This is a genomic window from Leisingera sp. SA32, from assembly GCF_056033425.1.
This window is the reverse complement of the sequence record NZ_JBVYHB010000017.1, coordinates 70,189-93,639: the sequence shown is the minus strand read 5'-3', so window position 1 is coordinate 93,639 and position 23,451 is coordinate 70,189. Positions and strand designations below refer to the sequence as shown.

The 23,451-nt window shown below is 64.5% G+C and carries 22 protein-coding genes; 13 read left to right on the top strand and 9 right to left on the bottom strand.

The window, feature by feature from the left end:
- Positions 1 to 34: 34 nt before the first annotated feature.
- Positions 35 to 1,161, bottom strand: a protein-coding gene (locus AC0IPL_RS18995; RefSeq protein ID WP_474275345.1) for an IS3 family transposase whose coding sequence is annotated in 2 segments (ribosomal slippage) — positions 35 to 897 and positions 897 to 1,161 — 1,128 coding nt in all. Because the reading frame shifts where the segments join, the coding sequence is not laid out codon by codon here.
- 548 nt (positions 1,162 to 1,709) lie between these two features.
- Between AC0IPL_RS18995 and AC0IPL_RS18990 the strand changes: the two genes are divergently transcribed.
- Positions 1,710 to 2,324 carry a hypothetical protein gene (locus tag AC0IPL_RS18990; protein ID WP_474276627.1) on the top strand — a complete coding sequence of 205 codons (615 nt, stop codon included), beginning with the start codon at positions 1,710 to 1,712 and terminating at the stop codon, positions 2,322 to 2,324.
- Positions 2,325 to 2,553: 229 nt separating this feature from the next.
- On the opposite strand, the gene carB is transcribed toward AC0IPL_RS18990, so the two are convergent.
- Positions 2,554 to 5,925, bottom strand: coding sequence for a carbamoyl-phosphate synthase large subunit (gene carB, locus AC0IPL_RS18985; protein ID WP_474276625.1), 3,372 nt, complete (start codon positions 5,923 to 5,925; stop codon positions 2,554 to 2,556).
- A 201-nt stretch (positions 5,926 to 6,126) separates the two neighbouring features.
- Here carB and AC0IPL_RS18980 point away from each other — a divergent pair, with 201 nt between their 5' ends.
- From AC0IPL_RS18980 to AC0IPL_RS18960, 5 genes are all read left to right on the top strand, one after another.
- Complete coding sequence (locus tag AC0IPL_RS18980; protein WP_474276623.1) at positions 6,127 to 7,326, top strand: aminodeoxychorismate synthase component I; 1,200 nt, start codon at positions 6,127 to 6,129, stop codon at positions 7,324 to 7,326.
- A complete protein-coding gene (locus AC0IPL_RS18975) occupies positions 7,269 to 7,934 on the top strand; it encodes an aminotransferase class IV family protein (RefSeq protein ID WP_474276621.1) in 666 nt (221 codons plus the stop codon). Before AC0IPL_RS18980 ends, AC0IPL_RS18975 begins: the two co-directional genes overlap by 58 nt.
- 387 nt (positions 7,935 to 8,321) lie before the next feature.
- The gene (gene aspS / locus AC0IPL_RS18970) at positions 8,322 to 10,106 is read left to right on the top strand and encodes an aspartate--tRNA ligase (protein ID WP_474276619.1); all 1,785 of its coding nucleotides are present in this window, start codon (positions 8,322 to 8,324) and stop codon (positions 10,104 to 10,106) included.
- A 209-nt stretch (positions 10,107 to 10,315) separates the two neighbouring features.
- Positions 10,316 to 11,701, top strand: coding sequence for a DUF1800 domain-containing protein (locus AC0IPL_RS18965; RefSeq protein ID WP_474276616.1), 1,386 nt, complete (start codon positions 10,316 to 10,318; stop codon positions 11,699 to 11,701).
- A gap of 15 nt (positions 11,702 to 11,716) precedes the next feature.
- Positions 11,717 to 12,958 (top strand): DUF1501 domain-containing protein, encoded by a 1,242-nt coding sequence (locus tag AC0IPL_RS18960; RefSeq protein WP_474276613.1) that lies wholly within the window; start codon positions 11,717 to 11,719, stop codon positions 12,956 to 12,958.
- Between the two features lie 198 nt (positions 12,959 to 13,156).
- Here the strand turns inward: AC0IPL_RS18960 and AC0IPL_RS18955 are convergent, their stop codons facing one another.
- Both AC0IPL_RS18955 and AC0IPL_RS18950 read right to left on the bottom strand, forming a co-directional pair.
- Entirely contained in the window at positions 13,157 to 13,297 is a 141-nt protein-coding gene (locus tag AC0IPL_RS18955; RefSeq protein ID WP_474276611.1) for a hypothetical protein, read from the bottom strand.
- A 1-nt stretch (position 13,298) separates the two neighbouring features.
- Positions 13,299 to 14,018 (bottom strand): response regulator, encoded by a 720-nt coding sequence (locus AC0IPL_RS18950; protein ID WP_474276609.1) that lies wholly within the window; start codon positions 14,016 to 14,018, stop codon positions 13,299 to 13,301.
- 179 nt (positions 14,019 to 14,197) lie between these two features.
- Here AC0IPL_RS18950 and mce point away from each other — a divergent pair, with 179 nt between their 5' ends.
- Together mce and AC0IPL_RS18940 are read left to right on the top strand one after the other, a co-directional pair.
- On the top strand, positions 14,198 to 14,602 hold the full coding sequence (gene mce / locus AC0IPL_RS18945) for a methylmalonyl-CoA epimerase (protein WP_474276607.1): 405 nt from the start codon (positions 14,198 to 14,200) through the stop codon (positions 14,600 to 14,602).
- A gap of 54 nt (positions 14,603 to 14,656) precedes the next feature.
- Positions 14,657 to 14,944 (top strand): DUF1467 family protein, encoded by a 288-nt coding sequence (locus AC0IPL_RS18940; protein ID WP_474276605.1) that lies wholly within the window; start codon positions 14,657 to 14,659, stop codon positions 14,942 to 14,944.
- A gap of 157 nt (positions 14,945 to 15,101) precedes the next feature.
- On the opposite strand, the gene AC0IPL_RS18935 is transcribed toward AC0IPL_RS18940, so the two are convergent.
- Together AC0IPL_RS18935 and AC0IPL_RS18930 are read right to left on the bottom strand one after the other, a co-directional pair.
- Positions 15,102 to 15,791, bottom strand: coding sequence for an EI24 domain-containing protein (locus AC0IPL_RS18935; RefSeq protein WP_474276603.1), 690 nt, complete (start codon positions 15,789 to 15,791; stop codon positions 15,102 to 15,104).
- On the bottom strand, positions 15,788 to 16,384 hold the full coding sequence (locus AC0IPL_RS18930) for a nitroreductase family protein (RefSeq protein WP_474276601.1): 597 nt from the start codon (positions 16,382 to 16,384) through the stop codon (positions 15,788 to 15,790). The genes AC0IPL_RS18935 and AC0IPL_RS18930 overlap by 4 nt, the downstream gene beginning before the upstream one ends.
- A gap of 205 nt (positions 16,385 to 16,589) precedes the next feature.
- On the opposite strand from AC0IPL_RS18930, the gene AC0IPL_RS18925 reads away from it, so the two are divergent.
- The gene (locus AC0IPL_RS18925) at positions 16,590 to 16,877 is read left to right on the top strand and encodes a DUF167 domain-containing protein (protein WP_474276598.1); all 288 of its coding nucleotides are present in this window, start codon (positions 16,590 to 16,592) and stop codon (positions 16,875 to 16,877) included.
- 15 nt (positions 16,878 to 16,892) lie between these two features.
- Here the strand turns inward: AC0IPL_RS18925 and AC0IPL_RS18920 are convergent, their stop codons facing one another.
- Complete coding sequence (locus tag AC0IPL_RS18920) at positions 16,893 to 17,132, bottom strand: hypothetical protein (protein WP_474276596.1); 240 nt, start codon at positions 17,130 to 17,132, stop codon at positions 16,893 to 16,895.
- Between the two features lie 148 nt (positions 17,133 to 17,280).
- Between AC0IPL_RS18920 and AC0IPL_RS18915 the strand changes: the two genes are divergently transcribed.
- The 4 genes from AC0IPL_RS18915 to AC0IPL_RS18900 all read left to right on the top strand — a co-directional run bounded on the left by AC0IPL_RS18915 (position 17,281) and on the right by AC0IPL_RS18900 (position 20,866).
- The gene (locus tag AC0IPL_RS18915; protein ID WP_474276594.1) at positions 17,281 to 18,018 is read left to right on the top strand and encodes a M48 family metalloprotease; all 738 of its coding nucleotides are present in this window, start codon (positions 17,281 to 17,283) and stop codon (positions 18,016 to 18,018) included.
- Positions 18,019 to 18,020: 2 nt separating this feature from the next.
- Positions 18,021 to 18,401 carry a YigZ family protein gene (locus AC0IPL_RS18910; RefSeq protein ID WP_474276591.1) on the top strand — a complete coding sequence of 127 codons (381 nt, stop codon included), beginning with the start codon at positions 18,021 to 18,023 and terminating at the stop codon, positions 18,399 to 18,401.
- Between the two features lie 120 nt (positions 18,402 to 18,521).
- Positions 18,522 to 18,806 (top strand): DUF6455 family protein, encoded by a 285-nt coding sequence (locus AC0IPL_RS18905; RefSeq protein WP_474276589.1) that lies wholly within the window; start codon positions 18,522 to 18,524, stop codon positions 18,804 to 18,806.
- A 128-nt stretch (positions 18,807 to 18,934) separates the two neighbouring features.
- Entirely contained in the window at positions 18,935 to 20,866 is a 1,932-nt protein-coding gene (locus tag AC0IPL_RS18900; protein ID WP_474276587.1) for an AsmA family protein, read from the top strand.
- Positions 20,867 to 21,080: 214 nt separating this feature from the next.
- Here the strand turns inward: AC0IPL_RS18900 and AC0IPL_RS18895 are convergent, their stop codons facing one another.
- Both AC0IPL_RS18895 and kdsA read right to left on the bottom strand, forming a co-directional pair.
- A complete protein-coding gene (locus tag AC0IPL_RS18895; protein ID WP_474276584.1) occupies positions 21,081 to 22,577 on the bottom strand; it encodes a phosphomannomutase/phosphoglucomutase in 1,497 nt (498 codons plus the stop codon).
- A 26-nt stretch (positions 22,578 to 22,603) separates the two neighbouring features.
- Entirely contained in the window at positions 22,604 to 23,437 is an 834-nt protein-coding gene (kdsA, locus tag AC0IPL_RS18890) for a 3-deoxy-8-phosphooctulonate synthase (protein ID WP_474276582.1), read from the bottom strand.
- Positions 23,438 to 23,451 lie beyond the last annotated feature (14 nt).

Sequence of the window (23,451 nt, the reverse complement as noted above, 5' to 3'; positions counted from 1 at the left end):
TGGTGTGCCCCCATCGGGTGGTCCAGTTTGAATGTTAGTGCATAGTCGGCCTTTGGTCTATCGGGACAATGCTCTTGGGCGCTGGCGGCCGGTATCCTAAGGCGCTGTGGGGCCTGACCGTATTGTAGTGACGCCGCCAGCGTTCGATCAGGATCTGGGCCTCGCGTAACGTGGTGAAGACCTCGCCGTTGAGCAGCTCATCCCGGAAACGGGCATTGAAGCTCTCGCAGTAGCCGTTCTCCCATGGTGAGCCGGGGGTGATGAATGCGGCTTTCGCACCGACGGCATCGATCCAGGCACGCACCTTCTTGGCAATAAATTCTGCACCATTATCCGACCTTATGTATTCCGGCGGGCCGCGTAGGATGAACAAATCCGTCAATGCGTCGACCACATCCGTTGAATTGAGCCTGCGTTTGACCCGGATCACCAGCGCCTCCTTCGTGAACTCATCGATGATATTCAGCGTGCGGAAGATCCGCCCGTCGTGGGTTCGGTCCTGAACAAAGTCATAGGACCAGACATGGTTCGGGCGCTCCGGCCGCAGCCGGACGCAGGAACCATCATTCAGCCAAAGTCGGCCTTTCTTGGGTTGCTTTTGCGGGACTTTAAGCCCCTCCTGCCGCCAGATCCGTTCAACGCGCTTGTGATTTACATGCCAGCCGCTGTTGTTCAGCAGCCCAGTGATCATGCGATATCCATAGCGGCCAAACTCTTCGGCCAACGCGGTGATGTCCTCGGTCAGCCGGGCTTCGTCCGGTAGACCACAGGGCACCTTGCGCTGCGTAGAGCGATGCTGACCTAATGTGCGGCAAACCCTGCGCTCCGATACGCTGAGGGTTTGCTGCACATGGTTGATGCACTGCCTGCGGCGGGAAGGGCTTAGAAGTTTCCCCGTGCGGCCTCGGCCAGGATCATCTTGTCCAGTGTCAGATCCGACACGGCTCGTCTGAGCCGGGTATTCTCAGCTTCCAGCTCTTTCAGCCGCTTGAGCTGATCGCGGCTCATGCCGCCATACTCCTTGCGCCATCGATAGTAGGTCTGAACCGTCACTCCGATCTGCCGCACGGCCTCCTGAACTGATTTGCCTTGCCCTTGCAGCACTTCAACTTGTCGCAGCTTCAGCACGATATCTTCGGGCTTCTCTCGCTTGCCGGCCATCTCGTCGTCCTCCTGAAAACGGGATAATTCTATCCCAAAAGGTGGACCACTTCAGTGGGGGCGTTCCACGGGCAATCATCAGACCATTGCCGTCCTGATATGTTCCAGGTTTCGCCGTCTTAAGTTTGGCTGCCGTGAGCGCCATATCTACCCCACAGTTTGCCCCACAGACGAGGGCTCGTTTTGCATCGTAACCCATCGGCGCGTCTCGGCATTGAGGCGCGTAGGGCATTAAAACACTTGGGTTAATTGCGGCTCTTATCAAGCCCCGTCGTGGTGGCTTCGGTGCATCTCGACCGCACCAAACTATCCATAGTACCAAACAGGGTTACTGTAAGGGATAGGTCTGCTTTACCCACCTTATCCATCAATCGTTTGTCGCGGCCGAAACTGCGCGCGCGCGTTGCGGCACCTGTGTTGGTCGACAACCGGTTCCTGCCGCGCGGCAGGTCGACTGCCGTTTCTCAGGCGCGTCGCTTCGCAACAAAACCTGCCCTTCAGACGTTGGCTTCTTGAGCTTGTTACGCCCAGGAAAGGAGACGCATGATATGCTGGATTGGATCGCCGACAACGCGAGCGCGCTCCAATTGGCGGTCAGCCTGCTTACCGGTGTGATCTGGTTGGCCTATCTGCATATCTTCTGGTTGAACTTCCGCCGCCAGCGACAGGCGGTGATCCTGATAAACCGGTCCATCGCGCACGATGAGAACGCCCATTGCTTCGTCACCAACATGGGCGCCGAACCGATCTACCTGTTCGAGGTCATGGCCCGGATCGCCACCGACGACAAAACCTACACCGTCAAGGTGACCGAGCGCGAAGAGATCGCGCTCGACGAGGTGCAGGACCCGCTGACCCGCACCAATCAGGGGCCGATCAAAAGCGGTGAGTTCATCGACATCGGCTCCTTCATGGACCTTCTGCGCCGGGCAGACGCGCGCATCGGGGGTGAAGGGCTGATTGACCGGGTGCAGCAGATGGATCTGACGGTGGCTGCGGCGGGTGGCCACGCGACGCATCTCGTGGCGGCCCGGCGCCGGTTCAATGCGGAGTGGAGAGACGGCAAACCCTATTTCGTGCCGGAACGCGTGATGACCCAACAGATTCGCAACGTGTTCCAGCGGCGCAAGATCGTCGCAATGCTGGAAGAGCAGATCGAATGACACATGCAGGGGCCGACTGGTCGTCGCCCGTACCCGCCAGACGGCAGAGGGCGTACATGCGGCCGGAGTGGGTCCGTTGCAGCGCCGCAAGCGACAGCCAATGATGCGGCGCGGGGCGCGGTCTGGACCCTGAGGGAAACACGACACCCCGCCGCAGTGGTGCGGCGGGGTGGGATAGTGTCATCGGGTAGGTTTGTCATGCGCCGGCCCGTCGGGGGTGGTGACCCTGTCAGCCTTGTAGCGACTTCACCTCGACGTCACCCTCGGCTTGGGCCTTGATGGCGCGCGCCGCGGCGTTGGCACCGGCTGCCGTGGTGAAGTAGGGGATCTTGTCATAGAGCGCGACAGAGCGCATTTCCTTGCTGTCCTCAACAGCTTGCGCACCTTCGGTGGTGTTCATCAAAAGCTGAACTGCGCCGTCCTTGAGCATATCCACCACATGCGGGCGGCCCTCGTAGACCTTGTTGACCAGCTCGCAAGCCACGCCCTGACCTTCGAGCCAGGTCTGCGTGCCGCGGGTGGCGACCAGTGTGAAGCCCTGGTCGATCAGGATCTGCGCGGCCTCCAGCATCAGCTTGCCCTTGTCAGCGTCCTTGATCGAGATGAACGCCCGGCCGGAGGCGGGCAGCACCATGCCCGCGCCCATCTGCGCCTTGAGGAAGGCGCGGGCAAAGGAGCGGTCCCAGCCCATGACTTCGCCGGTGGAGCGCATTTCCGGGCCCAGGATGGTGTCAACGCCGGGGAAGCGGGCAAAGGGCAGCACCGCCTCTTTGACGGAGAACCAGGGCATGTCCGGGTCGGCCAGGGTCATCGGGTCGGCCATTGGCGTGTTCACGTCATAGCCTGCATCCGGTTCATAGGGCGCGCGCATCGGAAAATTCGACAGCGGCTCGCCGGCCATCACGCGGGCGGCGATGGAGGCAATAGCGCTGTCGGTCGCCTTGGCGACAAACGGCACGGTGCGCGAGGCACGCGGGTTGACCTCGATCAGGAAGATCTCTTCTTCCCCGGCCTCATTGGCCTTGATCGCGAACTGCACGTTCATCAGGCCGACCACGTTCAGCGCAAGCGCCAGCGCGTTGGTCTGGACCTTGACCTGCTCTATCATCTCTTTGCTGAGCGAGTAGGGCGGCAGAGAACAGGCGCTGTCGCCCGAGTGCACGCCAGCCTCTTCGATGTGCTGCATGATGCCGGTGACATGCACGTCCTTGCCGTCGCACAGCGCGTCCACGTCCAGCTCCACCGCGCCGGCCAGATAGCTGTCGAGCAGCACCGGGCTGTCGCCCGACACCACCACCGCCTCGTTGATGTAGCGCTTGAGATGGTCCATGTCGCGGACAATCTCCATCGCCCGGCCGCCCAGCACGTAGGAGGGGCGGATCACCAGCGGGAAGCCGATTTCTCCTGCGATTTCCAGCGCTTGCTCGTCGGTCGAGGCAATGCCGTTCTTCGGCTGCTTGAGGCCCAGCTTGTTGACCAACGCCTGGAAGCGCTCGCGGTCTTCGGCCAGGTCGATGGCGTCGGGCGAGGTGCCCAGGATCGGAATGCCCTCTTCCTCCAGCGCGTTCGCCAGTTTCAGCGGGGTCTGGCCGCCAAACTGCACGATGACGCCGTGCAGGGTGCCGTTGTCCTGCTCAACCCGCAGGATCTCCATCACATGTTCGAACGTCAGGGGTTCGAAATACAGCCGGTCCGACGTGTCATAATCGGTCGACACCGTTTCCGGGTTGCAGTTGATCATGATGGTCTCATAGCCCGCATCGGTCAGCGCAAAGCAGGCGTGGCAGCAGCAGTAGTCGAACTCGATCCCCTGGCCGATCCGGTTGGGGCCTCCGCCGAGGATGACGACCTTCTTCTTGTCCGACGGGCGGGCTTCGCATTCCACGTCGCCAAAGGCCGGCGCCTCGTAGGTGGAGTACATGTAGGGGGTCTGAGCCTCGAATTCCGCGGCGCAGGTGTCGATGCGCTTGAACACGGCGTTGACGCCAACGTCGCGGCGCGCCTTGCGCACCTCGACCTCTTTGCCGCCGGTCAGATTTGCCAGACGGGCATCGGTGAAGCCCAGCATTTTGAGCGCGCGCAGGCCGGCCTCATCAGTCGGCAGGCCGTTTGCGCGGACATCAGCCTCGGCCTCGACGATCTCGCGGATGCGGGCCAGGAACCAGGGGTCGAATTTGGTGACTGCGTGGATGTCATCGTCGGACAGGCCGTGGCGCATCGCCTGGGCGATGGTGCGCATCCGGTCCGGGGTCTGCTTGCCGATGGCCTTGATGACGGCGGCCTTGTCGCCCGCGGGCTCCCAGGTGCCGACGCCAACGCCTTCGATTTCCACTTCGTCAAGGCCAGTGAGGCCCGATTCCATCGAGGCCAGCGCCTTTTGCAGGGATTCGTGGATGGTGCGGCCGATCGCCATTGCCTCACCCACCGATTTCATCGCGGTGGTCAGGTAGGGTTCGGAGCCGGGGAACTTCTCAAACGCGAACTTCGGGATTTTGGTGACGACATAATCGATGGTCGGCTCGAATGACGCCGGGGTCACCTTGGTGATGTCGTTGTCCAGCTCGTCCAGCGTGTAGCCAACCGCCAGTTTCGCGGCGATCTTGGCAATCGGGAAGCCGGTGGCCTTGGACGCCAGAGCAGACGACCGCGACACCCGAGGGTTCATTTCGATCACCACCATGCGGCCGTCGGCGGGGTTCACCGCCCATTGCACGTTGGAGCCGCCGGTCTCCACGCCGATTTCGCGCAGCACGTTGATCGAGTGCGTGCGCATGATCTGGTATTCTTTGTCGGTCAGCGTCAGCGCCGGCGCCACGGTGATGGAATCGCCAGTGTGCACGCCCATCGGGTCGACGTTTTCGATCGAGCAGACGATGATCGCGTTGTCCGCCTTGTCGCGGACGACCTCCATTTCATATTCTTTCCAGCCCAGCAGGGATTCATCCACCAGGATCTGGTTCACCGGCGACGCATCCATGCCGGAGCGGCAGAAGTGGATGTAATCGTCGCGGTTATAGGCCACGCCGCCGCCGGTGCCGCCCAGGGTAAAGGCTGGGCGGATAATTGCGGGCAGGCCGATCTCGTCCAACGCCTCCAGGGCGATGCGCACGCCTTCGTCCAGATCGGCAGAGCCGTTTTCGCGCTTGGGGGCGGTGACAATGGTGGCCTTGGGGTTCTCGATGCCCAGGCGGTCCATTGCCTCGCGGAACAGCTTGCGGTCTTCGGCCATCTCGATGGCGTCGCGCTTGGCGCCGATCATCTCAACGCCGAATTTCTCCAGCACGCCCATCTCCTCCAGCGCCAAGGAGGTGTTGAGGCCAGTCTGCCCGCCCATGGTGGGCAGCAGCGCGTCGGGGCGTTCCTTTTCGATGATCTTGGCGACCACCTCGGGCGTGATCGGCTCAATATAGGTGGCGTCGGCCAGACCGGGGTCGGTCATGATGGTGGCCGGGTTGGAGTTGACCAGGATGACCCGGTAGCCCTCTTCGCGCAGCGCCTTGCAGGCCTGGGCGCCGGAGTAGTCAAACTCGCAAGCCTGCCCGATGACGATCGGACCGGCTCCGATGATCATGATCGACTGGATGTCCGTTCTCTTGGGCATGGCAGGCTTCCTTTGGTTTTCGCGCGAGAAGGCGTTGATTCACAGGCGCCGGGGATGCGCCCAAATTGTCCTGCGTTATAGGCACCGCGCCGAAAGGTTCAAGGGGGATCGGAAACGGATAGGAAAATGCCGCATCCACCCCCTTTGTTCGCATAGCGAACGCCTATATGTGGGGGCCAGCAACTCGGGGAGTGAATTCCGGTGCGGATTCGTTTTGATCGCGGCCCGATTGGGGGTGGTACCTGTTTCGACCAGCCGCTGCGCCTGATCCGCGCGGACGGGCCTGCGGACGTGCCTGCCGCGCTGGCCGCTTTGGATGCCGCGCGAGCGGCCGGGCATTGGCTGGCGGGTTATGCCAGTTATGAGCTGGGCTACGCGCTGGAGCCAAAGCTGGCGGCGCGGATGCCTGCGCGGCGTCGGCTGCCATTGATGTGTTTCGGAGTGTATGAGGCGCCGCATGCCCATGTCGCTAAGGGAAGCACCTGTGCCTGGGTGGGGGCGGAGCGCCCAGGGAGAGCCGGGCACGGCCCGGCCTCTCGGTCGGGAAAAGCGGGATTGGAGGCAATCACACCGCGCTGGAACTATGAGTGCTACTCTGAGGCGTTTCAACAAGTAAACCGCAACATCGGCAAGGGCGACATCTATCAGGCCAACCTGACCTTCCCGATTGATGCCGAGGCCTATGGAACCGCTGAGGAGCTCTATGCCGTGTTGCAAGCAAAACAGGCGGTGGGGCACGGGGTGCTTGTGCAGCAGGATGGCCTGCCGGACCTCTTGTCGCGCTCGCCGGAGCTGTTCTTTCGCACCGATGCGGCGGGCATGATCGAGACCCGCCCGATGAAAGGCACCCAGCCGCGCAGCGCCGATCCGGTTGAGGACGCACGCCGCCGGGATTTCCTGCGCCAAGACGAAAAGAACCGCGCCGAAAACTTGATGATCGTGGATTTGCTGCGCAATGACATCAGCCGCGTGGCCCAGACCGGTTCAGTGCAGGTGCCGGAGCTGTTTGCAGTGGAAAGTTACGCCACGGTGCATCAGATGGTCTCGACTGTGCGGGCAAGGCTGCGACCCGACGCGGGGTTGGCGGAAATTTTTGCAGCGCTGTTTCCCTGCGGATCGATCACCGGCGCACCCAAGATCCGGTCGATGGAGATCCTCAGCGATCTGGAACCCTGGCCGCGCGACATCTATTGCGGCAGCATCGGCTGGGCGGCTCCGGACGGTGCGTCAGAATTCAACGTGGCAATCCGCACGCTGATGTTGGAGGGGGGGCGCGCCAGGCTGAACGTGGGCGGCGGCGTTGTCTGGGACAGCACGGCAGAGTCTGAATATGAGGAAGCCCTATGGAAAGCCCGGTTTGCCCGCGTGACACCATCCGGAACGATCCCGCTTTCCGCCTGATCGAAACATTCGGCTGGTATCCGGGCGAGGGGGCGCACCACCTGGCCCTGCATCTGGACCGGATGGCGCGCAGTGCGCGGGCCTTCGGCATCGCATACGATGCGCGGCATGCGCAGGCGATGGCGTCCGCGGTGCCGGGGGAGGCCCCTCTGCGTTGCAGGCTGACACTGGATGCCGCAGGGCAGCTGGACCTGGCGACTACACCTTTGGGGGCGCGGCCGACGGTGTGGCGGCTGGGTCTTGCCGACGCGCTGCTGGATGCGGAGGATTTCTGGCTGCGCCATAAGACAACCCGCCGCGCCCTGTATGACCGCGCCCGCGCAGACCTGCCCGGTGGCGTGGACGAACTGCTGTTTCTGAACCACCGCCAGGAGCTCTGTGAGGGCACCATCACCAATCTCTTTATCACCGGCGCGGACGGCCAGATGCGCACGCCGCAGCTGGCTTGCGGCTTGCTGCCAGGCGTGCTGCGCCAGCATCTTCTGGACACCGGCCGATGCCGCGAGGCGGTGCTGACGCTGGCTGACCTTCAGTCGGCGCAGGCAGTTCACATGGGCAATTCCCTGCGTGGCCTGATCCCGGCCCAGCTGGTCCAGGGGGCAGTGTAACACCGGCTGCGCTCCCGCGGCTGCGCGGCCCCTGGCTGGCGCCAGTCGCCCCTGGCCCTTGGGCCCGGCAGCGCGCGCCAGGCGCGCGCTGCGGTGGCGCCAGAACGCGACGCGCGCCCTGCCAGGGGCAGGGCGCCAGGCCCAACGCCTGCCGCGGTGCCGCGCCAGCGGCGGGGCGGGCAGGGGACGGGAGCCGCCCCGGTGAAGCGCCAAGCGGCAAAAACGGCGGGCTGGCGCCACTGAAAGCGGCCAGTTTGCTTGACAAGCGAGCCGCAACCTAGTGTACCAGCCCGGACGAATTTAAGCGCCGCTGAGGCGCATTTCCCGAATGATGGTCCACCCGGACAGACGCCCCGAGAGACGACCCGAGACACGAAAGGTCAGCCCATGCACGCATTCCGCAGCCACACCTGCGCCGAACTGAACAAATCAAACGTCGGTGATACCGTCCGCCTGTCGGGCTGGGTCCATCGCGTCCGCGACCATGGCGGCCTTTTGTTCATCGACTTGCGCGACCACTATGGTGTGACCCAGGTGATGGCCGATCCGGACAGCCCCGTGTTCGCCGAGATCGAGAAAGTCCGCTCCGAGTGGTGCATCCGCATCGACGGAGAAGTGAAGGCCCGCGACGAGAGCCTGGTAAACCCCAAAATCTCCACCGGCGAGATCGAGGTCTTTATCCGCGACATCGAGGTGCTGGGCAAATCCGAAGAGCTGCCGCTGATGGTGTTCGGCGAGCAGGAGTACCCGGAAGAAACCCGCCTGCGCTACCGTTACCTGGATCTGCGCCGCGAGAAGATGCAGAAGAACATGGTGCTGCGGTCGAACATGATCCAGTCGATCCGCAAACGGATGTGGGATCTGGGTTTCAACGAATACCAGACCCCGATCATCACCGCCTCCAGCCCCGAGGGCGCGCGCGACTTCCTGGTGCCGTCGCGTCTGCATCCCGGCAAGTTCTACGCGCTGCCGCAGGCGCCGCAGCAGTTCAAGCAGCTGATGATGGTCTCGGGCTTTGACAAGTACTTCCAGATCGCGCCCTGCTTCCGCGACGAGGATCCGCGGGCCGACCGGTCGCCCGCCGACTTCTACCAGCTCGACATGGAAATGTCCTTTGTCACCCAGCAGGACGTGTTCGACACCATCGCCCCCGTGATGGCGGGCGTGTTCGAGGAGTTCGGGCAGGGCCGCAAGGTCGATCCGGCGCATGAATGGCCGCAGATCTCCTACAAGGACGCCGCCAAATGGTACGGCACCGACAAGCCGGACCTGCGCAACCCGATCAAGATGCAGGACTGCTCCGAGCATTTCCGCGGCTCGGGCTTTGCGATCTTTGCCAAGCTGCTGGAACAAGACGGCACCGAAATCCGTGCCATCCCGGCCCCCACCGGCGGCAGCCGCAAGTTCTGCGACCGGATGAACAAGTTCGCCCAAGCCGAAGGCCTGCCGGGCATGGGCTATATCTTCTGGCGCGACCAGGGCGAGGGGCTGGAGGCCGCAGGCCCGCTGGCCAAGAACATCGGGCCAGAGCGCACCGAGGCGATCCGCCAGCAGCTGGGCCTCGGCGTCGGCGACGCGGCCTTCTTCCTTGGCGGCAAGCCCAAGGCGTTCGAAGGCGTGGCAGGCAAGGCGCGCACCGTCATCGGCGAGGAACTGGGCCTGATCGACAAGGACCGCTTTGCCTTTGCCTGGATCGTGGATTTCCCGATCTACGAACAGGATGAGGAAACCGGCAAGATCGATTTCGAGCACAACCCCTTCTCGATGCCGCAGGGCGGCATGGACGCGCTGCTGTCCGACCCGCTGTCGGTCAAGGGCTACCAGTATGACCTGGCCTGCAATGGCTATGAGCTGGTCTCGGGCGCGATCCGGAACCACAAGCCGGAAATCATGTTCAAGGCCTTTGAAATCGCAGGCTACGGCAAGGAAGAGGTCGAGAAGCGCTTTGGCGGCATGGTCAACGCCTTCCAGTACGGCGCACCGCCGCACGGTGGCTGCGCGGCCGGCATTGACCGCATGGTGATGCTCCTGGCGGATGAGGCCAACATCCGCGAGGTCATCATGTTCCCGATGAACCAGCGCGCCGAAGATCTGATGATGTCGGCCCCGTCGGAGCCGCAAAGCGATCAGCTGATGGAGCTGGGCCTGCGCGTGATCCCGCAGGAGCAGTAAGCGCCAGCAACAGCGAGACCCCAAAGGCCCGGACAATGTTCCGGGCCTTTTTACATCTCGCGCCATGATGGCCTGTGGCGGGCGTTTTTTTACAGCTTGGGCGACGGAACCGGCGGAAGCCTGCGTGTAACAGACAATGGGTCTGTGAAAGCCAGCTTGCAATCGGCTAGTCTTGCCGCAGATCAGTTCCGCCGGGGAGTTTCGAAGACATGCAGTTTGACAGCGATCTGGCCGCGATCCGCTTTGGCTGTGGGCTGTCGCCAAGGGTGGCGGCCGCGGGCTCGGTTGCGGAGATGCTGACGCGGCTGCAGGGGCCAGATGAAATGGCCGCACGTTTTCCGATCAGCGGCTTGCAAGAGGCGGCGGCGAGCGTGCCGGAGTATCGCAGGCTGAACCGACAGCGACGCCGGGTCGAGGACAAGACCGCGCAGGCACAGGCCGAACAGGCGTTCAAGGCGCTGCGGCGTCAGAATGCGCAAGACCGGTTGCATTGGCACTGCCAGCGGTTGCTGCGGCAGGTGCATACCCGTGACGGTCTGCGCGAGCGGCTGGCACTGTTCTGGGCGGATCATTTCACGGCGCAGGGCAAATCACCCGCCACGCGAATGCTGGCGGCGCCCTATGCCGAAAGCGTGATCCGGCCACATCTGGCGGGCCGGTTCGAGGACATGCTGATCGCAGCTGTCACAAGCCCCTTGATGCTGCAGTATCTGGATCAGAACCGCTCAACCGGGCCGGGCAGCCCGGCCGCGCAGAAGCGCAAACGCGGCGGTGGCCTGAACGAGAACCTCGCACGCGAGGTTTTGGAACTGCACACGCTCGGGGTTGACGGCCCCTATGGTCAGGCGGATGTGCGCCAGTTGGCGGAGCTGTTTACCGGCCTTGGCCTCACCCGTGACAATCGGTTCGTGTTCCGCCCCCGTATGGCCGAGCCCGGCCCCGAAACGGTTCTGGGTCAGACCTACGGCGGCGGTCGGGCGCGGCTGGAGCAGGTGGTGGACGCGCTCCGCGATCTGGCGCGCCATCCGGCCACTGCCCGGCACATCGGTTGGAAACTGGCGGTGCATTTCACCACCGATACGCCAGACCCGGATCTGGTGAGCCATCTCGCCGCCCGTTATCAGGCCACGGATGGCGATCTGGCCGCCGTCTACCAGGCGCTGCTGGAACATCCCGCGGCCTGGGCGCCGCAGCTGGCCAACGTAAAGCCGCCGTTCGATTTCGTCGCCTCTGCCTGCCGCGCGCTCGGGCTGGAGGCGGTACAGATTACCGGATTGCGGCCGGGACAGCAGCGCCGCGTGTTGCTGGCGCCGCTGACGCCAATGGGACAGCGCTGGGGCTTTTCCAACGGGCCCGACGGCTGGCCCGAGGAAGACGCCGCCTGGATCACTCCGGCGGCGCTGGCAGCACGCCTGCGCTGGGCGATGGCGGCGCCGCGGCGGCTGACCGAGGCGTTGCCGGATCCACGCAACTTCGCCGCGACCTCTCTGGGGCGCTACGCGGATGCGCGGGTGCAGTTTGCGGCAGCTGCCGCCGAAACGCGGGCGGAGGCGATAGGGCTGGTGCTGTCGTCCCCGGCCTTTCAGCGTCGTTGATACGAGGAGATTTCGATGCAGATGTCGCGCCGTTCCCTGCTGACCCGGTCCGCCGCCCTTGGCTGCTCGCTGGCCGCCAGCCCGTTGCTGACGCCGGTCAGCTTGGCCGCCGCCCCTTGGGAGACGCGGCTGGTGGTCATCATTCTTCGTGGTGGCATGGACGCGCTGGACGTGGTGCAGCCCTATGGCGACCGCAACCTGGCCGATCTGCGCACAACCCTGTCGCGCGGACCGGCCTCAGGGGCCGCCGATCTGGACGGGTTCTACGCGCTGCATCCCGGCCTTGCGCCCTTGCTGCCGCTGTGGCAACGCGGCGAACTGGGCTTTGTCCAGGCGGTCTCCACCCCCTATCGTGACCGACGCAGCCATTTCGACGGTCAGGATCTGCTGGAGGCGGGCACGGCCGCGCCGGGCGGGGCGGAGGGCGGCTGGCTGAACCGGATGCTGCAACAAATGCCGGACGTCGAGGCGCGCACTGCCTTTGCCATCGGACACGAGCGGATGCTGATGCTGGAGGGCGCCGCGCCGGTGTCGCAATGGGCGCCGGGCGCCGGCTTGGTCATGAGCCCGCAAGCCGAACGGCTGGCCGGGCTGCTGATGGAAGACGACCCGCTGTTTCACACCGCGCTGAACGAGGCACTGGAGCTGACCCGCGGCGATCTTTCACTTGGCCCTGCGGACGCCCCCGATGGCGCGGCAGAGGCGGATGCGGCTGGCGACGACACATCGATGATGACGATGATGCAAGCGCCACGCGGCAAGGCTCATATGCAGGTGGCAGATTACGCGGCGCAACAGCTGCGCGGCGATGCCCGGATTGCGGCTTTTTCGATCAATGGATGGGATACGCATTTCCGCCAGGCTGCGGGCCTGAAGGCGGCGCTGGGGCGGCTGTCCGACACGGTCCTGACGCTGCGAGACGGGGTCGGGGCTCCGGTGTGGCAGAAGACCGCGGTGGTTGCCGTCACTGAATTCGGCCGAACTGCGCGCGAGAATGGCACCGGCGGTACGGATCACGGCACGGGCGGTGCGATGCTGCTGGCCGGCGGTGCGCTGCGCGGCGGGCGGGTGCTGGGGCATTGGCCGGGATTGGCAGAAGCGGATCTTTACGACCGCCGCGACTTGATGCCGACCGCAGACGTGCGCAGCCATCTGGCGTGGCTGCTGCACGGCGCTGCTGGCGCCACGCGGCATGATCTGGAAACGGTTGTCTTTCCGGGGCTGGAGATGGGCGCGGATCCGGGGTTGCTGCTTTGACGGCACGGGCGCGGGCGGGCTGGTCTGCCAGTCCACGACGGAGCGCCATCACGGGGGGCGCCTGCTGCGGCTGCACCATTTCGCGGACAGCGGGCCGTCCATGGCCGGTCGACGCCTTGGGCGGGAAGGGGGATGCGGTCGCCCTTGCGATGGCTGGCCGGTGGTGGCCGTGAAAAGGCCCTGTCAGTAGATGCCCTGTCAGTATCTGGTCGGATGCAGGATCAGCGGCTGATCCGACGCGGCGCTGCGGTTGCGACGGATGGTGCGCGCTTCCAGCCGGGTCTGGCCGTATAGCACGATCACCAATGTCGTCAGGGCAATCAGGACCACCTCGCCCATGTCAGATTGCTGCCCTGCGATCCAGGCGCTCTTGTACCAGTCCAGCCACGATCGCCGTGTTCCGGGTCAGCGGCTTGCCCGTCCTGCGCGCTTCGGCCAGTTGTTCGGCCGCGTCGGCAAGGGCGCGATCTCCGGCACTGCGGGCGACACCGCCCAGGAACTGGGCCACATACGCCAGGGTCTTCTCTTCCTGCCCCATGCTTAGCACATCAGCCGCATGGGCCATGTCATCACGAAAGGCGAGGAGGTCAGGCTCCACCGTCTCATCGGTCAGGCTGCGCGGGCCAGGGCTTTGCTCGCTTGCGGGCAGGGCGGAGAGGATCTTTTGCTGGAAAGCGGCCAGCGAGGTGATCGGCTTTTCCAGGAAACCGGCGGCGCCGGCCTCGATGGCGGATTGTTCCATCGCCGGATCACCGGAGGTGGCAAGGATCACGCTGGGCCGTGCGCTGGCAGCTGTCAGTTCCCGGATCAGGTCTAATCCGCAGCCGTCCGGCAGGCCGACATCGGCGATCAGCACCGAAGGGCGGTAGACCTGCAAATGGCGTCGCGCCGATTTCAGGCAATCGGCGCGGCGGATGCGGGCACCGCTGCGCAGGCACAGAAGGCGCATGGCCTCGCAGGCAAAGCGGCTGTCCTCGACAACCAATATGGTCAGGCCCAAAAGCGGGCGGCGTGAAGTGGGCATACGTTGAGCGGCTGCAAACAGTTCCGAATCGTCCATAACTTATCCTCCTTGCGGGATATGCCATGACGCTAGAAACTCTAGGCTAACACCCGGTTAACGGCGCGTGCGGTCGCGTCTGTGACTGCCGGGCGTGCGCAATGGCGCACTTGCCGCGGCGCAGCGATGGTTCCATAACCGGGACAGAAGAGAGAACTTGCGAGAGGAGCGCAGACCTGATGATTGGCCGTTTGAACCACGTAGCCATTGCCGTCCCCGACCTGGAGGCCGCATCCGCCCAGTACCGAAGTACCCTTGGGGCCAAGGTTGGTGCGCCGCAGGATGAACCCGACCACGGGGTGACCGTGGTGTTCATCGAACTGCCCAACACCAAGATCGAACTGCTTTATCCGCTGGGGGAGGCCTCGCCGATCAACGGATTTCTGGAAAAGAACCCGGCGGGCGGCATTCACCACATCTGCTATGAGGTGGAGGACATTCTGGCCGCGCGCGATCACCTGAAGGCCGAGGGCGCCCGGGTGCTGGGATCGGGCGAGCCGAAGATCGGCGCCCATGGTAAGCCGGTGCTGTTCCTTCATCCCAAGGATTTCAACGGCTGCCTGGTGGAACTCGAACAGGTTTGAGGCTATGAGCGTCCTGCCCCGACATGGGGCGGGCAATTACCGGAGGCCGGAGATATGGGTATTACGTCAGCGATCGTGCTTTATGCGGTGATCTGGTTCATGACCTTTCTGGTGGTGATCCCGATCCGGCTGGAAACCCAGGGCGACAAGGGCGCGGTGCTGCGCGGCACCCATGCCGGCGCGCCGGAGAAACACTATCTGAAACAGAAGGCCTGGATCACCACCGGAGTGGCGGCGCTGATCTGGGCGGTGACCTGCGGCATCGTGCTGTCTGGCGTGATTTCGGTGCGTGATTTCGACTGGATGGGCATGATGCCGCCTGTCTCGGACGGCGGACAATAATCGGCAGAGTTGGGTGGTCGCTGCGGTGACCCGGCAGTGACACGGCGGCGGCGCAAATGGTCTGCGGCCGCGGCAGGCTCCCGCCCGGCGGCGGGCATTGCCATGCCCGCGCGCCCGTTGGGCGTGGCGCCGCGCTGACGCGCGGCGCGGTGGCGGCTCATCGGCGCGACAGCGCGTGGTAGAGATGGGTGAAGGTGGCAGCCCCCAGGATCGGAATCACCAGGTTCACGAGCGGCACCGACAGTGGCATCGCCATCAGCGTTCCTGCCACCCAGATGGTGCCGGCATGCCTGCGGCGCAGCTTCTTGGCCTCGGCCGTACCGATGCGGCGGGCCGCGGCGAGTGTGAAATACTCCCGCCCCAGCAAGAAACCGTTCAGCCCCCAGAAGATGAACAGCATCGCGGGCGGAAACAGCAGGTACAGCACCACCGCCAGAAGGTTGGCGGCCACCAGCAGTCCGAGGAAGCTCACAGTGTCCTTGACCCCGTCCCAGAACGGTACCTTGGCCGCCGGGGGCAGGGCGGGGTAATGCTTGTCCTCTACCGCTTGGGCCACTTCTTCGAGAAACAGCGAGGTGATCGCAGAGGCCACCGGCACCATCAGAAAAACCGACAACAGCAGCATCACAAATAGCGAGCCGACAGACAACAGGTCATCCAGCCAGGTCACCTCGCCGATCAGCGGCAGGCTGGCCTCCGGACCGACAAGCCATTGGATCAGAACCACAAATCCGGCGTAGGCGGCGATCAGCAAGGCAAGGGTCAACCCCAGGCCGATAAACAGCACCCGGCGAAAGCGGGGATCGCCGGACTGGCCGAGCGTCTTGAAGAAAGCATCGAAAATCATGCGCTGATCCAGCTTGTCTTGGCCTTAACGTCCGGACGCGGGCGTTCTGGCGGGGCGGTGCTTTCGCTGGCGATGTGGATGATTCCTGCCACGCGTTCATGGGCCTCAAGTCCGAAGGCCGCGGCGCAGAATTGCGCGTCATGGCTGGCCCAGCCGCTGAGCCAATTGGCGCCCCAGCCTGAAGCCAGCGCCGCGTTCAGCAACGCCAGGCAGACCGCCCCGGCAGAGTAGCTCTGCTCGATCGCGGGGATCTTGGGGCTGGGGGTCTGGACCTCTACCACCACCACTGCCAGCTGCCCGAGATCGAACTGACTGCGCCCCTTGGCGATATCCTCGGGGCTTTTGCCAAGACGTGCGCCTGCTTCCTCTGTCAGGGCTGCGAGCCGAGCCATGGCCGGGCGCTCCACCACGATGAAGCGCCACGGCTCCAGCTTGCCGTGATCGGGGGTGCGGGCGGCGGCGGTCAGGAGCGGTAGCAGCTGCGCGCGGGTAGGGGCCGGGGCCACCAGGGTCTTGGCCGGGCGCGAGCGGCGGGTCAGCAGAAACTCCAGCGCGGCGTCGTTGCGGGCAGCGGGAGCGGAAAAATCAGACATATGTGAAGCCTTTTTACATTACTTGCCGTCTATTTCGGCAGGCCGTGGGGAATTTTCAAGGGGCAAGTGACCTTGCGGGCCGGGAGTGCCTGCCAATGGGCAGCAGCTTGCATCGCGGCAAGGCTGGGGCACTGCGTCGGTGATAGACGGGCTGCGATGGCGATGTCTATGGCGTTTGGCGGTTGCACGGGGCATGTTGCGCGCCATGGGAAAACCAAAGAAGAGAGATCTGCCGGACCTGGCCCGGCTGTGCGTTCCGGGGCAGCAGATCGCGGTGCGAGCCACGCCGCGGGCCGGGCGCAACGGTATCGTCGCACAGGCGGATGGCGGGCTGCGGGTCATGGTCACGGTACCGCCCGAAGATGGCAAAGCCACCGAGGCCATCCGCGGTTTGCTGGCGCTGGCCATGGGCACGGCGCCGTCCAATCTGGAGCTGCGCCGCGGCGCCGCAGCGCGGGACAAGCTGTTCGTCTACACCGGTCCACGGGTCTGAGAGGCCAGGCCTTGGTCAGTCGTCGTCCGGCACCAGGCGGTATACGCCTTCGGGCAGATCCAGCGCTGCCGCCAGATCGCGCACTTGGACGTGCGACAAGGTGATCTTTTGCACGCTGTCGGTGCGCGGATCATACTGTTCGACGGTGACGCATTCGGAAAAGGAATTGATCGTCACATCCTCGGCCAAGGGGATGTTGTTCTCGTCGACCAGCGTAATGACGGTGGAGTCGAATTCATGCTCGATAGTAAACATGCCCCGAGCCTGCCCTACGGCCCCCAATCTGGCAAGGCCTTCACATCACAGCGGATCACCCGGCCCGTTCGGCGAACTTTTGCCGCCCGGCGATTGCGGTGCGCGCGGCAGCTGCGATAGGGTGGCGCGAACCGCTGGAGGAGCCGAAATGCGCCTGTTTCCCTGCCTGTTGTCAAGCCTGCTGGCCGTGTCGGTCAGCGCCTGCACCCTGTCCACCGGCCCGGGCCCGGTAAGGCAACCCGTGCCACAACCCGCGGCCCAGCCGTCGCGCGCCGACGGCATGAGCGCCGCGCAGGCGCAGGCCGCTTTTGCCACGGTCACCCGTCGGGTAGAGCCCGTGGCCGAAAGGGAATGCCGCCAGCGCACCCAGGGGATGAACTGCGATTTCCTGATCCGCATTGATCCGAACCCGAACGCGCCAGCCAATGCCTATCAAAGCCAGGATCGCAACGGGCGACCGCTGATCACCTTTACCCGGCGGATGCTGACCGAACTGGCCAATGAGGATGAGCTGGCCTTTGTCATGTCGCATGAGGCGGCTCACCATATTCGCGGGCACCTCACACGACAGGCGCAGACCTCGGTGCTGGTCGGCGCCGGCGCGGGCTTGCTGACCACGCTGGTAGGCGGCGGCGATGCGGCTGTTGCGACCGCGCGGGATCTCGGCGGCTTTGTCGGGGCGCGGACCTATTCGAAGGATTACGAGCTTGAGGCGGATGAGCTGGGCACGCTGATCACCCATGCCGCGGGCTACCGCCCCAGCGTTGGGGTGCGGTTCTTCAGCCGATTGCCGGATCCGGGCGACCGGTTTCTGGGAACCCATCCGCCAAACCCGGACCGGGTGCAGGTGGTCCAAGCCACCATCCAGCGCCACGGGCTGAACTGAGAATGACGGCAAAGGATGCAGACGCGCCGACCGTAACCCGGCTGGGCGTGGTGCTGAGTGATCGCGGATCCCGCTATGCGGTGAGCGGCGCCAAGGTGAGTTCGCGCGCGGAAATCGACGCTATTTTGGCAGCGCTGAAAGCCGACCGCGCCTATGCCAAGGCCACCCACAATACCTGGGCGGCGATGCTGCCAACCGGCGCGCTCAAATCTGACGACGGCGAAAGTGGCGCGGGCATGGTGATCCTGCGCATGATGGAGCGGGAGCAACTGAACGATCACGTCATTATCGTCACCCGATGGTATGGCGGCAAGAAACTGGGCGGTGACCGGTTTCGCCGGGTGCAGGATGCGGTGCGCGCATATCTGACGCAGCTGGGCTAGCGCTGCGGGAGCAGCCTTGCCCCGCGGGCTGGCTCCGCTCCACCCTTGACCTGAATCAAGGTCGCAGCAACATGCCCGCACTATGCTGCACCCGAAATAGATGATTTCGGGGATTGCGACATGACCACCCACGACACGCTGAAACACCATGCAGAGCTGTTCGACCGGATGGCCTGTGCAGTGGGGTTGGACCTGGAGGAACAGGCGGTCTCGGGCGCGTTCCAGTTCGAGGAAATCGCCGAAGCCGTTCTGCGCTGCCGCCGCTGCGGCAATATCAGGGGCTGCGAGACATGGCTCTCGGCCGCGTCGATCCCTGACCGTGCTGCAGATCCGGCCGACGCGGCGCCGGATTTTTGCCGCAACCGCGATCTTCTGGCCTATCTGCGCGAAGCGCCGGAAGAATGACCAAGCAGTTCGGCCTCATCCGGTAGGCGGGCCGCCCTGCCACCTTCTGTCATTGCACCGCCGCGCCCACCGGGTAATCTGGCGAAAAGCCCCCGGAACGCGGCGGGCCGGGCAGGAGGAGTGGGCGGATGAAGCTGATAATTCGGGTTGTGTCGGCACTGGTGCTGACCGTGGCGCTGCTGGCGGGGCTGCTTTTGCTGTTGCCGGGAGAGAAGATCGCCCGACTGGCAGCGGACCAGCTGGAGAGCCAGTCCGGTCGCAAGCTGGATTTTGGTGGCCCGGTGCGGCTCAGCTTCTGGCCTGTGCTTGGGGTCAAGGCGGATGCGGTGACCCTGTCCAACGCCGATTGGGCCGGGCCAGAACCGCTGTTGCGGGCTGAGCGGCTGACCATCGGCGTCGATGCCGCGGCGCTGTTGCAGGGCGACGTCCGCGTGACCGAAGTGTCGGCGATCCTGCCGCATCTGAACCTCGCCACCCGCGCGGATGGTACCGGCAATTGGGATTTTGGGCGCGGAGACACCCCGCCTCCTGCCACCTCCGATGGGGCCGACACGTCGGCCAGCCTGCCGCTTCGCATCGAGGCGGTGGAGCTGACCGGCGCCTCGCTGCGCTACGCCGCGCATGGGAAGCCGGTGGTCGAGTTCGCCAATGCCGACCTCGCGCTGCGCTGGCCAGATCCGACGGGTCCGGCCTCCGTGCAAGCCACCCTGCGCCCGGCGGGCGAGCCGGTTGCACTGGAGGCCGAGATCGGCACCTTTGGCGCGTTCCTGTCCGGCGCCGTAGCCTCGGTCGGGGCGACAGTGGCCGTGGCAGAGGGCAAGGCGCGGTTTGATGGCCACGCGGGGCTGCGCGGCGAGGCCGACGGCCGCCTGACCGTTGCCGCCGACAATGCCGCCCAGGCGGCCGCGGCACTGGGGGTGGAATTGCCGCCGTCACTGGCGCAAGGGGCGGTCCTGGCTGCGGATGCAACCTACACCGCCGACGGGCGGCTCTCGCTGCGTGATCTGGCGGTGGCGATGGGGGACAACCGGCTGACCGGCGCCGCCGATGTGACGTTTGCAGACCGCCCCAGCATCACGGCCCAGCTACAGGGCGGCGCATTGGACGTCTCTGCTCTGGCTCGGGCAGGTGGCAACACCGGCGCGGATGCAGGCGACGCCAGCGGGGCGGCAGCGGACGGCTGGCCGACGGATCCGATTGACGCTTCGGTGTTGGGGCTGGCTGATGCGGTGGTGGACCTGACCTTTGACAGTCTCGACACTGGCAGTGTCAAACTAGATGCAAGCCAGCTAAACCTGACCCTTGAACGCAGCCGGGCGGTGCTGAAATTCCTGCCCGCGGCGATGTTTGGCGGCCAGGTGCAGGGGCAGTTGGTTGCCAACAACCGAAACGGGCTGTCGGTGGGCGGCAAGCTGACATTCGACGACATCCGCCTGGAACGGGCCCTGGGCGAAACCGCAGACTATACGCGTCTCAACGGCGGCGCACTGGGCGGGCTGGAGTTCCTCGGATCGGGCACTTCGGTTGAAGCGATCATGCGCTCTCTCAGCGGCAAGGGCTGGCTGGAGATGGGCAAGGGCTTCTTCACGGGTTTCGATCTGGAGGAGCTGATGCGCTCGGGTGGCAATGGTGGCAGCACCGTGTTTGACCAGCTGTCTGCCAGCTATGAGATCACGGACGGCAGTCTGAGCAATGAGGATCTTCTGGTGCTGCTCAAGCGGTTCCGGGCGGAGGGCAAGGGCCGCATCGGCCTTGGCGCGCGCGATCTGGATTACCTGTTCACACCGCAGCTGGCACGGGCGGGTAGCGATCAGGTGCTGTCTATCCCGGTGCGCGTCCGCGGCAGCTGGGACGATCCCAAGATCCGCCCCGAGTTCGAACAGGCGCTGCAACCGAGGATCGACGAGATCGAGCAGGAAGCCAAGGACAGGCTGCGTGAGAAGTTGAGCGAAGAGCTGGACACGGACATAACCCCGGAACAGGACATCAATGATGTTTTGAAGCAGCGCATCGAACAGGAAGCCCGCGACCAGCTGTTGAAGCTTCTGGGCGGCGACTAAATCCCTCAACCTGGGTCCGGGTCAAGGAAGTCCGTAGGCCTCCGGGGCGGACGCACGACGTGTCCTTGACGCGGACGCAGGTGGCGTACACTGGACATGGCGCATCCAAGGGCAGACCTGACCTTGGATCGCGTCACCGCCAAAAGAAAAGCGCCCGCCGAAGGCGGGCGCGGATCGCCTGCGGAGCAGGCGAAATCCCTCACGTGCAGCGGGATCAGATGGTCTGATCGTAATCGCCGACTTGCGGTTCCGTGCGGATCACCGCGTCGATGTCGGCAAAGATCGCCCGCATCTCTTCCTCGCTGTCGGAGCTTTCGCAGACCACCACCAGGTTTGGCGTGTTGGACGAGGCCCGCACCAACCCCCAGGAACCGTTGTCCAGGATCACACGCGCGCCGTTAACCGTGACGACCTCCTTGATGGCGCGGCCTGCCAGCTGCTCGCCCGCGTCACGCTTGGCCACCAGTTTCTGCACCAGCCGCTCCAGCACCTGGTATTTCTCGGTGTCGGCGCAAAAGGGCGACATGGTCGGGGTGGCCCAGGTCTTGGGCAACGCCTTGCGCAGGTCGGACATCGACTGATCCGGGTTGCGGTCCAGCATCTTGCAAACCTCGACGGCGACGCGCATGCCGCAGTCGTAGCCGCGACCAACGGGTTCGGCCAGGAAGTAGTGGCCGGATTTTTCAAACCCTGCCAGAGCACCAATTTCCTTCACCCGCCGTTTCATGTGGCTGTGGCCGGTTTTCCAGTAATCCGCCGTCACACCGTTCTTCTGCAGCTCGGGGTCGCTGGCAAACAGACCGGTGGATTTCACATCCGCCACAAAGGTCGAATTCGGATAGAGCTTCGAGAGATCCCGCGCCATGATTACGCCCACCTTGTCGGCAAAGATCTCCTCGCCCTCGTCGTCGACCACGCCGCAGCGGTCGCCGTCGCCGTCAAACCCAAGCGCCAGATCGGCGCCCGAGGCTTTTACGCTGGCCGCCATGTCGTGCAGCATTTCCATCGCTTCGGGGTTCGGGTTGTAGTTGGGGAAGGTGTAGTCCAGCCGGTTGTGGCTATCGACCACCTCCACCCCGATGCGCTCAAAGATCTCCGGCGCAAAGGCGGCGGCGGTGCCGTTGCCGGTGGCGCAGACGACTTTCAGCGGACGCGACATTTTGAAATCGCCCACCAGATCGTCGATATAGGCTTCCTTCACGCCGTCCACGAACTCGTACGAGCCGCCCGGTACGGACTGGCCTTCGCCGTTCAGCACGATGTCGCGCAGCTCTGCCATCTCGTCGGGACCGTGCGTGAGGGGGCGCTCGAAGCCCATCTTGACGCCGGTCCAGCCGTTGGGGTTGTGGCTGGCCGTGACCATGGCAACTGCGGGCACATCCAGATGGAACTGGGCGAAGTAGGCCATCGGCGACAGCGCCGGGCCGATGTCCTTGACCTGAATGCCCGCCTGCATCAGCCCGAGGATCAACGCATTTTTGATCGACAGCGAATAGTCGCGGTAGTCGTTGCCGACGGCGATCACCGGATCGATGCCGCGGCGGCGCATCTGGGTGCCAAGACCCAGTCCCAGGGCGGTGATGCCGGGCAGGTTGATCGCCTCCGGGTACTGCCAGCGCGCGTCATATTCGCGAAAACCCGTGGGGGCGATCATCGCGTCACGCAGAAAGCTCCACGTGTTCGGGGTTACTTCGGAGAGGGGTTTGTTCATCTCAAAATACTCTTTCAATCTCTCATTCAAATACGGATCGGGTCGGCCTTGGCCAGCGCATCAAAACGCATCAATGAATCAATCAATTGCGGCATCTGGTCGAGGTAGATCATGTTTGGCCCGTCCGACGGCGCGTTGTCAGGGTCCTGATGGGTTTCGATGAATACGGCCGAGATGCCCAGCGAGACCGCCGCCCGCGCCATCAGCGGCGCAAATTCGCGCTGCCCGCCGGAGGAGCCGCCCTGACCGCCCGGCTGCTGAACCGAATGGGTGGCGTCCATCACCACCGGGTAGCCGCCCTGCGCCATCTGCGGCAGGCCCCGCATGTCGGTGACCAGCGTGTTGTAGCCAAAGGAGGTGCCGCGCTCGGTCAGCAGGATCTTGTCGTTGCCGGTGCTTTCCACCTTGGCAACCACATTGGCCATGTCCCAGGGCGCCAGGAACTGGCCCTTCTTGATGTTCACGGCTTTGCCGGTGCGGCCTGCGGCCAGCAGCATGTCGGTCTGGCGGCACAGGAAGGCGGGGATCTGCAGGATGTCGACGGCTTCGGCGGCCACGGCGCATTGCGCCTCTGTGTGCACATCGGTCAGCACCGGCACGCCAAAGTCGCGGCGCAGCCCGTCCAGAACCTTCAGCCCCTCGTCGATGCCCAGCCCGCGCACGCCGGACAGCGATGTGCGGTTGGCCTTGTCATAAGAGGCCTTGAAGACGAATTGCGCGCCAGCCTTGTCGCAGGCCTCTTTCATTTTACCCGCGATCATCCGGGCGTGATCGGCGGTTTCCAGTTGGCAGGGGCCGGCAATGATGGTCAGCGGACAATCATTGCCGATGGTGAGGCCGGCGATGTCGATTTTCTTCATGGGTACCCGATGGC

What these genes read in the sequence shown, in the direction of transcription:
- AC0IPL_RS18925 (WP_474276598.1), top strand. Translation starts at nt 16,590, where the DNA reads ATGGGAAAACCAAAGAAGAGAGATCTGCCGGACCTGGCCCGGCTGTGC.
- AC0IPL_RS18920 (WP_474276596.1), bottom strand. Translation starts at nt 17,132, where the DNA reads ATGTTTACTATCGAGCATGAATTCGACTCCACCGTCATTACGCTGGTC.
- AC0IPL_RS18950 (WP_474276609.1), bottom strand. Translation starts at nt 14,018, where the DNA reads ATGGACGATTCGGAACTGTTTGCAGCCGCTCAACGTATGCCCACTTCA.
- mce (WP_474276607.1), top strand. Translation starts at nt 14,198, where the DNA reads ATGATTGGCCGTTTGAACCACGTAGCCATTGCCGTCCCCGACCTGGAG.
- aspS (WP_474276619.1), top strand. Translation starts at nt 8,322, where the DNA reads ATGCACGCATTCCGCAGCCACACCTGCGCCGAACTGAACAAATCAAAC.
- AC0IPL_RS18905 (WP_474276589.1), top strand. Translation starts at nt 18,522, where the DNA reads ATGACCACCCACGACACGCTGAAACACCATGCAGAGCTGTTCGACCGG.
- AC0IPL_RS18930 (WP_474276601.1), bottom strand. Translation starts at nt 16,384, where the DNA reads ATGTCTGATTTTTCCGCTCCCGCTGCCCGCAACGACGCCGCGCTGGAG.
- AC0IPL_RS18960 (WP_474276613.1), top strand. Translation starts at nt 11,717, where the DNA reads ATGCAGATGTCGCGCCGTTCCCTGCTGACCCGGTCCGCCGCCCTTGGC.
- kdsA (WP_474276582.1), bottom strand. Translation starts at nt 23,437, where the DNA reads ATGAAGAAAATCGACATCGCCGGCCTCACCATCGGCAATGATTGTCCG.
- carB (WP_474276625.1), bottom strand. Translation starts at nt 5,925, where the DNA reads ATGCCCAAGAGAACGGACATCCAGTCGATCATGATCATCGGAGCCGGT.
- AC0IPL_RS18910 (WP_474276591.1), top strand. Translation starts at nt 18,021, where the DNA reads ATGACGGCAAAGGATGCAGACGCGCCGACCGTAACCCGGCTGGGCGTG.
- AC0IPL_RS18990 (WP_474276627.1), top strand. Translation starts at nt 1,710, where the DNA reads ATGCTGGATTGGATCGCCGACAACGCGAGCGCGCTCCAATTGGCGGTC.
- AC0IPL_RS18895 (WP_474276584.1), bottom strand. Translation starts at nt 22,577, where the DNA reads ATGAACAAACCCCTCTCCGAAGTAACCCCGAACACGTGGAGCTTTCTG.
- AC0IPL_RS18900 (WP_474276587.1), top strand. Translation starts at nt 18,935, where the DNA reads ATGAAGCTGATAATTCGGGTTGTGTCGGCACTGGTGCTGACCGTGGCG.
- AC0IPL_RS18915 (WP_474276594.1), top strand. Translation starts at nt 17,281, where the DNA reads ATGCGCCTGTTTCCCTGCCTGTTGTCAAGCCTGCTGGCCGTGTCGGTC.
- AC0IPL_RS18965 (WP_474276616.1), top strand. Translation starts at nt 10,316, where the DNA reads ATGCAGTTTGACAGCGATCTGGCCGCGATCCGCTTTGGCTGTGGGCTG.
- AC0IPL_RS18975 (WP_474276621.1), top strand. Translation starts at nt 7,269, where the DNA reads ATGGAAAGCCCGGTTTGCCCGCGTGACACCATCCGGAACGATCCCGCT.
- AC0IPL_RS18955 (WP_474276611.1), bottom strand. Translation starts at nt 13,297, where the DNA reads ATGGGCGAGGTGGTCCTGATTGCCCTGACGACATTGGTGATCGTGCTA.
- AC0IPL_RS18940 (WP_474276605.1), top strand. Translation starts at nt 14,657, where the DNA reads ATGGGTATTACGTCAGCGATCGTGCTTTATGCGGTGATCTGGTTCATG.
- AC0IPL_RS18935 (WP_474276603.1), bottom strand. Translation starts at nt 15,791, where the DNA reads ATGATTTTCGATGCTTTCTTCAAGACGCTCGGCCAGTCCGGCGATCCC.